Origin of the sequence: Streptomyces sulfonofaciens, from assembly GCF_014656295.1 — a bacterium.
Taxonomy (GTDB): Bacteria; Actinomycetota; Actinomycetes; order Streptomycetales; family Streptomycetaceae; genus Streptomyces; species Streptomyces sulfonofaciens.
In genome coordinates, this window is record NZ_BNCD01000002.1 from 315,270 (window position 1) to 328,228 (window position 12,959).

Here is a 12,959-nt window from a genome sequence, read left to right on the forward strand (position 1 = left end):
CACCGCGCCCCGCTGCCGCACGCACCGCCCGAGCCACTTCGTACTCGCAGGAGAGCAATCCCATGGCTGAAGTTCTCGTCTACGTCGACCACGTGGACGGCGCCGTCCGCAAGCCCACCCTGGAACTGCTGACCCTGGCCCGCCGCATCGGCGAGCCGGTCGCCGTCGCGCTCGGCCCCGGTGCCGGCGACACGGCCGCCGTGCTCGCCGAGCACGGCGCGGTGCGGGTCCTGACCGCAGAGGCCCCCGAGTTCGCCGACTACCTCGTCGTGCCGAAGGTGGACGCGCTGCAGGCCGCGTACGAGGCCGTCACGCCCGCCGCGGTGCTGGTGCCGTCCTCCGCGGAGGCCAAGGAGATCGCCGCGCGCCTGGCGGTGCGCGTCGGCTCCGGCATCATCACCGACGCCATCGACCTGGAGAGCGGCGACGAGGGCCCGGTCGCCACCCAGTCCGTCTTCGCGGCGGCGTTCACCACCAGGTCCCGCATCACCAGGGGCACTCCCGTCATCACCGTGAAGCCGAACTCGGCACCCGTCGAGCCCGCGCCGGCCGCCGGTGCCGTCGAACCGCTCGCCGTGACCTTCGGCGCCGCGGCCACCGGTACCAAGGTCGTCTCGCGCACCCCGCGCGAGTCCAGCGGGCGCCCGGAGCTGACCGAGGCCGCGATCGTGGTCTCCGGCGGCCGCGGGGTGAACGGGTCGGAGAACTTCTCGGTCATCGAGGCGCTCGCCGACTCCCTGGGTGCCGCGGTGGGCGCGTCGCGGGCCGCCGTCGACGCCGGCTGGTACCCGCACTCCCACCAGGTCGGCCAGACCGGCAAGTCGGTCTCCCCGCAGCTCTACATCGCCTCCGGCATCTCCGGCGCGATCCAGCACCGGGCGGGCATGCAGACCTCGAAGACCATCGTCGCGATCAACAAGGACGCCGAGGCCCCGATCTTCGACCTCGTGGACTACGGCGTGGTGGGCGACCTCTTCCAGGTCGTCCCCCAGCTCACCGAGGAGATCACCACCCGCAAGGGCTGACACGGCCCCCGGGCCGGGATGCGACGGGCCGGGCCGAGCGGGAGACCACCACCGCGCGGCCCCGGCACCTGCTCTGCCGCCGTTGACGCGGATCACCGCCGCCGACTACGTTCCTTCAACAGGTTGTTGATCCGGTATGCGGACCGTCCAGCGGCAGGAGGCGCCCCATGGCCCCGCAGGAGAACGTGACGACCTCCCTCCCCGCGGGCCTCGGTGCGGACATCGGCACCCTCCTCGCCCCCGTCGACGCGGACCTGGCCCGCCGCTACCCGGGTGACCCCGGGACCCGCCAGCCGGTCCACACCGTCTACGTCCCCGCCGACGCCCTCACCGCGGACACCCCCCGCTCCTGGGGCGAGCAGGCCCTGCGCACCCTCGACGAACACGCGCCCACCGCCGCCTCGTTCGCCGCCGTCCTCGGTCTGCACGACGACCTCGCGGAGCCCGTCCACGACCGGGTGCGCGCCAAGCTGGCGCGCGAACCCGTGGAAGACCTCCGCATCGACTTCGAGGACGGCTACGGCACCCGCCCGGACGCGGAGGAGGACGAGGCGGCCGCCCGCGCTGCCCGGCTGACCGCCCGGATGGCCGCCGACGGTACCGCTGCCCCCTACACGGGCATCCGGACCAAGGGCATGGAGGCCGCCGTGCGCGACCGCGGCATCCGCACCCTCGACATCTACCTCACCGGCCTGATGGCGGCGGGCGGGCTGCCCGCGGGCCTGGTGCTGACCCTGCCCAAGGTGGGCTACGCCGAGCAGGTCGCCGCCTTCACCAGGGTCCTGGACGCCTTCGAGGAGGTGCACGGGCTGCCGGCCGGGCGGATCGGTTTCGAGGTGCAGATCGAGACCAGCCGGGCCATCCTCGCCGCCGACGGCACCGCCACCGTCGCCCGGATGATCGAGGCCGCCCGGGGCCGCGCCACCGGACTGCACTACGGCACCTTCGACTACAGCGCCGCCCTCGGCGTCAGCGCTGCCCACCAGGCCGGTGACCACCCGGCCGCCGACCATGCCAAGGCCGTGATGCAGGTCGCGGCCGCCGGCACCGGGGTACGCGTCTGCGACGGCTCCAGCAACGTGCTGCCCGTCGGGTCCACCGCGCGCGTGCACGACGCCTGGCGGCAGCACTACCGCCTCGCCCGCCGCGCCCTGGCCCGTGCCTACTACCAGGGCTGGGACATGCACCCCGGCCAGTTGCCCACCCGCTACGCCGCCGTGTTCGCCTTCTACCGCGAAGGCTTCGCCCCGGCCGCCGGCCGGCTGGTCGCCTACGCCCAGCAGACCGGCGGCGGCGTGCTCGACGAGCCCGCCACGGCACGGGCGCTCGCCGGCCATCTGCTCCGCGGTCTCGACTGCGGCGCCCTGGACACCGCCGAGGTCGCCCGGCGCACCGGACTCACCCGCGCCGACCTCAAGGCGTACGCGGCGCCCGGACCCGCGGCGCCCGGACCCGCGGCGCCCGGACCCGCGGCGCCCGGGCCCATGACGGCCTGACCCGGCACCGGTCGGCGGACGGGGCCGGTCGGGGCCGGACCGGGGCCCCCGCCCACGACGGGCCCGCGGCCCGGCCCGCGCCGGGTGCGCCGGAGTTGGTCCCCGCCCGTCTGCCGACGCGCCGTCCCCACCAGGCCCGGACACCGCGCCCACCCCGCCCGCCTGACGGACGGGCGGCCGAACACGTGGTCAGAACGCCGGCGGGATCTCGCCCGAACCCCGGGTGATCAGACGCGTCGGCAGCTCGATGCGCTCCGGGTCGAGCGAGAGGCCGTCGAGCCGGCTGAACAGGCGCTCCGCCGCGGTGCGGCCCAACTGGGCCGCGTCCTGGGCGACGACGGTGACCCCCGGCTGGAGCAGGTCGGCGAGCTCGAAGTCGTCGAAGCCCACGAGGGCGACGCTGCGGCCGCGTTCGGCGAGCCCGGAGAGCACCCGCACCACCGTGACGGTGACCCGGTTGTTGCCCGCGAAGACCGCGGTGACCGCGTCCGGCCCCGACAGCATCTCCTCGGCGGCCCGGCGGACCCGCTCGGGGTCGGTGAGGCCGAGCGACATCCAGGCGTCCTCGATCGGGATGCCGGCGTCCTCCATGGCGGCCCGGTAGCCCCGCAGCCGCTCCGCCGCGGTGTGGATGCGGGGCTGGTCGCCGATGAAGCCGATCCGTCGGTGCCCCTGAGCGACCAGGTGGGCCACGCCGTCCCTGGCGCCGCCGAAGCTGTCCGAGAGCACGGCGTCCGCGTCGATGCGCCCGGCGGGCCGGTCCACGAAGACGGTGGCGACGCCCGCCCGCATCTCGGGCTCCAGATAGCGGTGGTCGTCACCGGCGGGGATGACCAGCAGTCCGTCGACCCGGCGGGCGCACAGCGCGAGCGCGAGCTCCTGCTCACGCTCCGGTTCCTCGGCGCTCGACCCGTTGATCAGCAGGGCGCCATGGGCCCGTGCGACCTCCTCCACGGCACGGCTGAGCGGTCCGTAGAACGGGTCGGCGAGGTCCTCCAGGACCAGGCCGATGCTGGCGGTGCGTCCCTTGCGCAGCACCCGTGCCGAGTCGTTGCGCCGGAAGTTCAGCGCGTCGATGGCCTCCTGGACGCGCCGTTCGGTGTCCGCGGTCACGCCCGGTTCGCCGTTGACCACACGGGAGACCGTCTTGAGGCCCACTCCGGCCCGTGCGGCTACGTCCTTCATCGTCGGACGGTTGCCGTAGCGGGTCTCGGCTCTGCGGGTGGTCTCGCCCACGGTGATCTGTCCTGTCGTTCATGAATGTATGAGGATGTGGCGTCGAGCATACGGCCTGGACAACGTTGTCAGATGCAGGAGAGACTGGTCCGACCCATTCTCCGGCCTGCCCTTTCACCTGGAGACCTCACCTGATGCACACCGACCTCGTCGCCGCGCTGGACATCGGCGGCACCAAGATCGCCGGAGCTTTGGTGGACGGCGACGGCCGGATACTGCAGCGCACGCAGCGCCCCACCCCTGCTCAGGAGGACGGCGACACCGTCATGGGCGCCGTCGAGGAGGTGCTCGGGGACCTGGCGGGTTCCCCGTCGTGGGCCGGGGCCCGGGCGATCGGCATCGGCAGCGCGGGCCCCGTGGACGCCACGACCGGCACCGTCAGCCCGGTGAACGTGCCCGGCTGGCGGGACTTCCCACTCGTGGACCGGGTGCGCGCGGTCACCGGCGGGCTGCCGGTCGAACTGATCGGCGACGGCGTCGCGATCACCGCCGCCGAGCACTGGCAGGGCGCGGCCCGCGGCCATGACAACGCCCTGTGCATGGTGGTCTCCACCGGCGTCGGCGGCGGCCTGGTGCTGGGCGGCCGGCTCCACCCGGGACCCACGGGGAACGCCGGGCACATCGGCCACATCAGCGTCGACCTGGACGGCGACCCGTGTCCCTGCGGGGCGCGCGGGTGCGTCGAGCGCATCGCGAGCGGCCCGAACATCGCCCGGCGCGCTCTGGCGGCCGGCTGGCGCCCTGGCCCGGACGGCGACACCTCCGCGGCCGCGGTGGCCACGGCCGCCCGGGCCGGCGATCCGCACGCGGTGGCGTCCTTCGAGCGTGCCGCCCAGGCACTGGCCGCCGGGATCGCCGCCACGGCCACTCTGGTCGAGATCGACATCGCCGTGATCGGCGGCGGGGTGGCCCGGGCCCAGGACGTGCTCTTCGCGCCGCTGCGCCGGGCCCTGCGCGACTACGCCACGCTGTCCTTCGTGCAGCGCCTGACGGTGGCACCGGCACTGATGGGGACGGACGCCGGGCTGGTGGGTGCGGCCGCGGCGGCACTGCACGCCGCACCGGACACCACCGCCGCCGGCGTCGGCTGAGCCGCGGCGGCGGACCGGGAGGACGCGTCCGTCCCGAAAGCCCGTCGAAACCCGTGGTGCGCCGATGGCTTCGCGGCGGGATCCGGGCCTCGTGCGGGCGGGATGAGCGATTACCGAGGATGGGGCCAGGGCGCAGTCATCGCTCCGGGACCGCGAGGCCGGTCGGACCGTGGCGCGACAGGGGGCGCCACCGGTGTCCGGAGGGGGCCTGCTGCGCACCACGGCGGTGGCGGCGGGCGCCGTCACGCTGCCTGCTCCGCAGGCCGCCCCGAGGCGAGGGCCCAGGTGACGGCGAGTCCGTCATGACGGGCTCGAACGCCTCGGAACGGGCTCGAACGCCTCGGACTCGGTAGCGAAGAAGGCGTTGGCCGCTCCCGTTCAGGACCCCACTCGGATCGGCATCCGCGACGACCTCCGCGAGGACTGCGCCGAGACCGGCGCGGCGTCACCGCGCCCGGGGCGGCGTCAGGGGCCGGGGCCGGACTGGGGGGCGTTGTTGACCACCGTCGGGGACGTGTCCTGCTGATCGGTGAGCGAGGTCGCCCACGAGCCGGCCAGGACCGTGGCGACGGCGGTGACCGCGGCGACCAGGACCGTGGTGGTGGGCACGGCCAGGGACGACAGGCTGCGGAAATTGCGGATGTGCCCCCAGGGCAGTCCGGCGGCACGCACCATCCGCACCTCCCAGTACAGGCCGAGCCCGAGGGCGACCAGCAGGTGCTGGGCGGTCAGCACGCAGACGACCCTGGCGACCCCGCCGGGCGGGCCGGTCAGGTCGATCAGGAGCAGGAGCACCTGCAGCGGCCACAGCACCGCGAAGAGGCAGCCGGACCTGCCGAGCGGTCCGACGCCCCGCAGCCACGGGTGGAGGTAGCCGTAGCAGAAGCCGGCCGAGATCCACAGCCCGGGCGCACCACCGGCCGCCGTGAGTGTCTGCGGAAGTGAGGCGAAGACGCCGCTGGACCAGAACTCCGAGACGGTCCAGGGCAGCGAGAGGAGGGCGGCGGCCGTGGCACACGCCAGGCCGTTGCGCCACGGTGGGAACCCGCCGGACGTCCCCAGCGCGGTGTTCTTCAGCCGCCGCAGGCGTCCGGCCGGATCGGCGCGCTGGGACGGCGACGTCTCGCTGAGCGAGTGCCACCGGGCGTCCCACGCGGACGGCGCCAGCGAACCGTCCGCCAGGGACATGAGCGAGTCACGGAAGAAGCGGTGCCGGCTGCGGGCGAGGAGCTGGGTCCGCAGCAGGGTCTGCGTCAGCCGGACGTGGGCCGCCCTGGACACGGCGTGCAGCCGCCGCGCCCCCGCCTCCCGCCGGGCCGGGACCAGCCAGAGCGGGGCCAGGCAGCCGAGCACGGCGACCAGCGGCGCGTAGTGGTGGCCGACGCGGCTGTCCACGGCGCCGACGACCGGCGCCGTCGCGGTCAGCCAGACCAGCGCCAGGCAGGCCGGCCGGGCGCCCCTGGGCCACTGCCGCGGCCGACCGCCCTGCAGCCTCAGCCAGCACACCAGGCAGACCACGGCGCCGACCCAGGCGGTCTGCCAGGGCAGTGCCAGCGTGGTGACATCGGTGATGTCCGCGGTCCCCGGCAGGAGGTTGGTCAGCCAGGCCAGCACGCCGATGCTCTGCGGGTACCTGTCCACGGAGCCGTTCCAGGGCAGGGTCAGGGCCGCGAGCACCACGCCGAGCGGCCAGGACGCCGCCGCCTTGCGGGGCGCGGCACCGTGCAGGGCGCGCACGGTGCGCAGCACGACGATCGTCCACGGCGCCGCCACGGCCAGTGCGGCGGGCCAGGCGGCCGCCGTCCACGTGGTGTCCGCGCCCGGCAGCCACCGCGCGCCCGGCCCCGGCAGCAGACTCAGGGCGCTCAGACCCGACACCAGCGCCAGGGTGACGGCTGCGCAGGTCACCGCCCACCGTCGGCCCGCGGGCCCGAGGACACCCGAGCGCAGCAGCCCCCAGACGCCGGCCGCCGCACCCGCGGCGACCGACTCCGCCAGCAGCGACCAGGGCGCGAACGCGGCCACCGCGCTCTCCACGCCGAGCAGGGCGGGCCCGGCGAGTGCGGCCCCGGCGAGCTCCCGGGCACCCGGCGGCCGTCCGCCGGCCAGGCGCAGCAGCACGGCGAGCACCGCCACGGGCAGGACGAACCAGAAGAGCGCGAGCACGGCCTGCTGCCCGGCGACGTACGGGGCCGGCGCGGACACCGTCCCGCCGGTGGACCAGGAGATCCAGTTCCATCCCGAGTCGCCGGCCCGGGCCTCGGCGAACGCGGCGGCGAGCACCGCGGCGGCCGCCAGGGCGGTGACCAGCGCTGAGCCTGCGAACGCGGCGCCCCAGCGGCGGTGGGTGGCCGTGGGCAGGGCCGTCAGAAACCCGGCACGCGCCAGGAGCGCGCCCGTGGCGGCGAGGCCGCCGACAGTCGCCAGGGCCAGTGCTTCGGCCGTCGCGCCCGGCGCCGCGCTGCGCGGTCCGGAACCGATCGGCGGCACCAGCCGGACCCGTGTCACGCCGTCCCGGGCCGCGAGGTCGGCGGTGATCTCGCGGCCGGTCTGCCGGGTCGGCTGTCCGGCCACGTCGAGCTTCCAGCCGCTCGGCACGTCGGCCTGGAACGTCCAACGCGGCGGACGGCCCCGGAAGGTAGCGCTCCGGTAGGTGCCGGTCGGGTCCTGCCCCAGCCGGTAGTCGAGCGTCTTCAGGGTGTCGGGCCACAGGCGCGCCCGCCGGGAGGCGGTCACCACGACATCGGCCCCGGGGCGTTCCTGCGTGACGACGCACGACCCGGGCGGCAGCGCCGGGCCCAGAGCGTGCGCGGCGGCATACCCGCCCGGCAGGTTCGGCAGGACGTACCGGAACGCCGAGACGTCACCGCGCAGCTTCACGGCGACGCGGTCCGCCGGGTCCAGCACCAGGCGGTAGCCGGTGGCGACGTACCAGGACCCGTCGTCGGCGGGGGTGACGCGGACCGTGGTCGTCCCGCTGAACGGCCTTTGCGGCCGGTACACCCGGTAGGGCGCCCCCGCCGTGTACCAGGGGTCGCCGGTGCGCAGGTCGTTGCGGTCCGTGCGCAGCAGTTGGCCGGCCCCGGGAGCGGCCCCGGCCACCCACTGGGCACGGGCCCACAGCCCGGCGCCCGCGACCGCTGCCACGACCAGCAGGGCGCCGACGAGACGGGCACACGCCCTTGCCGCCCCCGACCGCACCAACTCGCCCCTCCACAACGCGCGATGGAAGGAACATGGTGCCCCACCCGCCGGAGCGGGGGGTAGTTTGGCCCCCACGGATAAGCGGGCACACACCCGGAGTAACGGCGGTGAACCTCTCCTGCGGCTCCGCTCGGCGCCGAAGTGGCTGGTGGGGCGGCACGCCGATGTCGGACGACAACGGCGTGCCGGAGCACGGTGAGGCAGGCGGCACCGGCGGTGGTCACCGGGTGTGCGTCACGGCAGGCGCCGTACCGCCCAACGTGTAAGGGGAGCCGCTGTGATCAAAGGGATCGACGTCAGTGACTACCAGGGGACCGGATTCTCCACGAGTGGCCTCGACTTCGTCATAGTGAAGGCCACGGAGGGCCGTTCCTACATCAACCCGAAGCAGGCCGCGCAGGTGAAGAGAGCACGCGACGCGGGATGCGTCGTCGGCTTCTACCACTTCCTGTGGCCGGGCCACATCCAGGACCAGGCCGAGTACTTCGTGCAGAAGTGCCTGTCCATAAAGGGCGACCTGCTCTTCGTCGACTGGGAGAACACCTCCTCGGGCACGCGCGCCTCGGGGGCGGAGAAGGACGCGTTCATCCGGGCCGTGCAGCGTCTGCGGGGCAAGTCGCACCGCGTGGGCCTCTACTGCAACCGCGACTTCTGGCTCAACCACGACAGCACCGCGTTCGCCGGGGACGGTCTGTGGATCGCCGACTACAACGAGAACCCCGGCCGCCCCGGCGTCGAGGCGCCGTGGGTCTTCCACCAGTACACCAGTACACCGGTCGACACCAACCTCGGGAACTTCGCGAGCAGAGCCGCCCTGCGGAAGTGGGCCACCGGCACAGGATCATCCACGGAGGACGACATGCCCCAGTACGTGAACCTCGGCATCGACAAGCCCTTCACTCTCGCGCCCGGACAGGACTGGGACGCGATCGAGTTCACCAAGGAGTGGACCGACGAACCCGGCGGCCACGCCAACGACGGCTCGGTGTTCGTCCGCGGGGCCGCCCGCTACACCGGCCAGGTCAGCCTGGTGCTCACCGGCGTGCCGGTCGGCACGCAGTTCCAGGTGCGCCAGTCGGAGGTCGACTCCTCCGGCAAGTACGTGGCCGACCACCCGATCGCGGAGCTGATCGGCACCGAGGGCGGCACGTACGGCATCGTGCCCCTCGTCGGCCGCGTCGGCTCGGGACGGCAGATGCGGATCCGCGTCAAGGCGTTCCAGGACACCCCGGTCACCGTGAAGTCCGCCGTCCTCAAGGCCATGGTCTGGAAAGAGGACTGAGGTGGCGGCACCCGTCGAGAGGAAGGTCACGGCGGCCACCGCCGCCTCGTCGGCCGTCGGCGTCGTCATCGCCGTGCTGAACGCGGGCGTCGCCGACGCGCACCTGCTGGGCTCGCTGCCGGAGTGGCTCCAATCGGTCATCCTCGCCGCGGCGCCGCCCGTACTGACGTTCCTCAGCGGCTGGCAGGCCAAGCACACGCCCCGCGAGGCCGGGACCTGAACGACCCCGGTCCCGGTCGCTGAATCGTGTCCGCCAGGAGAGGGAGGAGGCACCTGGCGGCCCGGCGCGGGCGATCTGATCAGCGGCTGGTTTCCGTGGCAGGGTGTTGCGGGCAAGCCACAGGGGGCCGACAGTAGAGGGGGAGCCGTGATCGTCTGGGTCAACGGTGCGTTCGGTGCGGGCAAGACCACCACCGCACGCGAACTGATCGATCTGATCCCGAACAGCACGTTGTTCGACCCTGAGGTCATCGACGGCGGACTGTCCTGTCTGCTGCCGCCCAAGCACCTCGCCGAGGTGAGCGACTTCCAGGACCTGCCCATCTGGCGACGGCTCGTGGTGGACACCGCCGCCGCGCTCCTCGCCGAACTGGGGGGCGTCCTCGTGGTGCCCATGACCCTGCTCCGCCAGGAGTACCGTGACGAGATCTTCGGCGCTCTCGCCGCCCGCAGGATCGCGGTGCGCCATGTCGTGCTCGCACCGGCCGAAACGATCCTGCGGGCCCGTGCCGCCGGACGGGGAGCCCCAGGTGCCCTGCCCGGCGACGAGATACGCGTGCGCCAGTGGGCGCACGATCACATCGAGCCGTACCGCACCGCGCTGGCCACCTGGCTCGCCGCCGACGCGTACCTCCTCGACACCAGCGCACTCACCGCCCGCGAGGCCGCGGTCCGCATCGCCGACGCGGTTCGCTCCGGAGCCGCGCCCGTCTGCGACATCGTGCAGACCCCCGAGCCCACGTCCGAGACCCTCGCCTCCGGGGTGCTGCTCTTCGACGAGCAGGACCGGGTGCTGCTCGTCGACCCCACCTACAAGGCCGGTTGGGAGTTCCCCGGCGGGGTCGTCGAACCCGGCGAGGCGCCCGCGCGCGCCGGAATGCGCGAGGTCGCCGAGGAGACCGGGATACGGCTCGACGACGTACCCAGGCTGCTCGTCGTGGACTGGGAGTCGCCCGTGCCCCCCGGGTACGGCGGCCTGCGGCTGCTCTTCGACGGCGGACGGCTGAACAGCGGCGCCGCCCGCGGCGTGCTGCTGCCCGGGCCCGAACTGCGCGACTGGCGCTTCGTCACCGAGGAGGAGGCCGCGGACCTGCTCCCGCCGGTGCGCTACGAGCGGCTGCGCTGGGCGCTGCGCGCCCGGCAGCGGGGCGCGGCGGTGTACCTGGAGGCCGGGGTGCCGGTCTGAGGCACAGCCCCGGCCGGGGCAGCGGGTACGGCTCCGGGCTGCAGGTGCGGTCCGCGCCGGCGGGTGCGGCTCGGGAATGCGGGTGCGGGCCGGGGGAGTGGCGGTCCGGGGCTGCGGTACCCGGCCCGGATGCGTCGTGCCGCGGTGGGGCGGCGGTGCCGGTCCTCGCCGGTGACGGCGGTTCGACGGCGGTCCGACGAGGTCCGACGAGGTCCGACGAGGTTCGGCGCCGGGCTGCGGCGCGGCCGGCGGCCCCCGCCCGTCGGATGCGCCAGGGGGACGTCCCGTCGGATGCACCGGGACGTCCGTCCCGCCGCGGTCACGAGGGGACGCCGTGCCGTCCGGCCGCCCGGCCCAGCTCGCGCCCCGCCCGCCGCGCCACCGGGGCGCCGCCGCCTGTCACATCGCCGTACACGCAGCTCGGGGACGGCATCCGGCCGCGCCCGCCGCACGGACGGCGGCGAGGGACGTCGACGACCTCCACACCGTCCGTGCGCCGACCGCTGGGAGCACACCGGACCGCAGCCGGGCACCCCGCCGCGGCGGAGCGGCTCAGCCGGCCGCGTAGTTCTGCAGGAACAGGGCCTCGGCGATCGCGAGCCGCCGCAGCTCCTCCGGCGACACGCTCTCGTTCACGGCATGGATCTGCGCCTCCGGCTCGCTCAGGCCGATCAGCAGGATCTCCGCCTCGGGGTAGAGACCCGCGAGGGTGCTGCACAGCGGAATCGAACCGCCGTTGCCCGCGTACTGCATCTCCTGGCCCGGGTAGGCCGCGCTCATGGCACGCGCCATCGCCGCGTAGGCGGGGCTCTGCGTGGCGGCGCTGAACGCCTGGCCCTGGCCGATCTGCTCGCACCGCACCCGCGCCCCCCACGGAGCGCGGGCCTCGCAGTGCGCCATCAGCAGCCCGGTGGCCTCCGCCGCCTCCACCCCCGGCGGCACCCGCAGGCTGACCAGGGCCCGGGCGCCCGCCTGCACCGACGGGGTGGCCCCCACGACGGGCGGGCAGTCGATGCCGAGCACCGTCACAGAGGGCCGCGCCCAGATGCGGTCGGCGACGGAGCCGGAGCCGGTCAGCCGCACACCGTCGAGCACCTTGGCGTCCCGGCGGAAGGCGTCCTCCGGGTACTGCAGGCCGTCCCAGGCCCCGCCGCCGTCCAGGCCGTCGACCGCCGTGGAACCGTCCTGCGCGCGCAACGAGTCGAGGATGCGGATCAGCGCGGCCAGCGCATCGGGCGCCGCCCCGCCGAACTGTCCGGAGTGCAGGTTCCCCTCCAGGGTGTCCACCTGGACCCGTACCAGGGTCATGCCGCGCAGCGCGGTGGTCACCGTCGGCAGACCGACACGGAAGTTGCCCGCGTCGCCGATGACGATGGCGTCCGCCGCCAGCAACTCCGGATGCGCCTCCGCGTACCGTTCGAGACCGCCCGTGCCCTGCTCCTCCGAGCCCTCGACGATCACCTTCACGCCCACCGGGACGCCGCCCGCCGCACGCAGGGCGCGCAGCGCGAGCAGGTGCATCACGATGCCGCCCTTGCAGTCGGCGGCGCCACGCCCGTACCAGCGGCCGTCGCGCTCGGTCAGCTCGAACGGGGGCGTGGCCCAGGCCGCCTCGTCCAGCGGCGGCTGCACGTCGTAGTGCGCGTACAGCAGTACCGTCGGGGCACCCTCGGGACCGGGCAGGAAGCCGTAGACCGACTGCGTGCCGTCCGGCGTGTCGAGCACGGCGACGTCCTGGAAGCCCTCGGCGCCGAGCGCGTCGGCGACCCAGGACGCCGCCGCCTCGCTCTCGCCCCTGGGGAACTGGTCGAAGTCCGCCACCGACCTGAAGGCCACCAGCTCCGCGAGCTCCGACCTGGCCCGGGGCAGCAGGGAGGCGACGGTCTCGGCGATGGTGTGCGACGGCATGGGCTCGCTCCTCGTGGGTGCGGGGAAGGGAAGGGAGAAGAGGGGGGAAGAACGGACGGGATCGGACAGTGGGCCGGTCCATTCTCGGACCCGGCCGGCCCGGGGCCACGGCCGGGTCCGGGCGACCGGCCCGCGCCCCCGGCGGGACACGGCGCCCGGCCCCGCTGCTGCCGCCGTGCGCCTGTGTGTACGGTGCTCCGACGGCGCCGACCGCACCGGTGAACACGATGATGATCCTCCCACCGGGGCCGGCGGACGGTGCCACCGTAGGATGCCGGGGAAAGACGTGCCAGGCAGCGTGATCGGGAGCGG

The 12,959-nt window shown here is 74.6% G+C and carries 8 protein-coding genes and 1 pseudogene; 6 read left to right on the plus strand and 3 right to left on the minus strand.

The annotated features are described in order from the left end of the window. Positions 1-62 precede the first annotated feature (62 nt). Both IE313_RS04370 and IE313_RS04375 read left to right on the plus strand, forming a co-directional pair. Positions 63-1,025: an electron transfer flavoprotein subunit alpha/FixB family protein gene (locus IE313_RS04370; protein WP_189929546.1), complete on the plus strand. Its 963-nt coding sequence runs from the start codon at positions 63-65 to the stop codon at positions 1,023-1,025. Between the two features lie 167 nt (positions 1,026-1,192). Next, positions 1,193-2,521, plus strand: coding sequence for a DUF6986 family protein (locus tag IE313_RS04375; protein ID WP_189929547.1), 1,329 nt, complete (start codon positions 1,193-1,195; stop codon positions 2,519-2,521). Between the two features lie 189 nt (positions 2,522-2,710). Here IE313_RS04375 and IE313_RS04380 read toward each other — a convergent pair whose 3' ends face one another. After that, complete coding sequence (locus IE313_RS04380; protein WP_189929548.1) at positions 2,711-3,757, minus strand: LacI family DNA-binding transcriptional regulator; 1,047 nt, start codon at positions 3,755-3,757, stop codon at positions 2,711-2,713. Positions 3,758-3,891: 134 nt separating this feature from the next. Here IE313_RS04380 and IE313_RS04385 point away from each other — a divergent pair, with 134 nt between their 5' ends. Beyond that, entirely contained in the window at positions 3,892-4,848 is a 957-nt protein-coding gene (locus IE313_RS04385) for an ROK family protein (protein WP_189929549.1), read from the plus strand. Between the two features lie 465 nt (positions 4,849-5,313). Here the strand turns inward: IE313_RS04385 and IE313_RS04390 are convergent, their stop codons facing one another. Further along, positions 5,314-7,995 (minus strand): hypothetical protein, encoded by a 2,682-nt coding sequence (locus IE313_RS04390; RefSeq protein ID WP_189929550.1) that lies wholly within the window; start codon positions 7,993-7,995, stop codon positions 5,314-5,316. A 334-nt stretch (positions 7,996-8,329) separates the two neighbouring features. Here IE313_RS04390 and IE313_RS34965 point away from each other — a divergent pair. The 3 genes and pseudogenes from IE313_RS34965 to IE313_RS04405 all read left to right on the plus strand — a co-directional run. Further along, positions 8,330-8,881: pseudogene (locus IE313_RS34965) on the plus strand (glycoside hydrolase family 25 protein); the annotation flags it as partial. Between the two features lie 454 nt (positions 8,882-9,335). Continuing rightward, on the plus strand, positions 9,336-9,554 hold the full coding sequence (locus IE313_RS04400) for a holin (protein WP_189929552.1): 219 nt from the start codon (positions 9,336-9,338) through the stop codon (positions 9,552-9,554). A 147-nt stretch (positions 9,555-9,701) separates the two neighbouring features. Beyond that, the gene (locus IE313_RS04405) at positions 9,702-10,739 is read left to right on the plus strand and encodes an NUDIX hydrolase (RefSeq protein WP_189929553.1); all 1,038 of its coding nucleotides are present in this window, start codon (positions 9,702-9,704) and stop codon (positions 10,737-10,739) included. 552 nt (positions 10,740-11,291) lie between these two features. On the opposite strand, the gene IE313_RS04410 is transcribed toward IE313_RS04405, so the two are convergent. Next, entirely contained in the window at positions 11,292-12,647 is a 1,356-nt protein-coding gene (locus IE313_RS04410) for a dipeptidase (RefSeq protein ID WP_189929554.1), read from the minus strand. Positions 12,648-12,959: the final 312 nt, after the last annotated feature.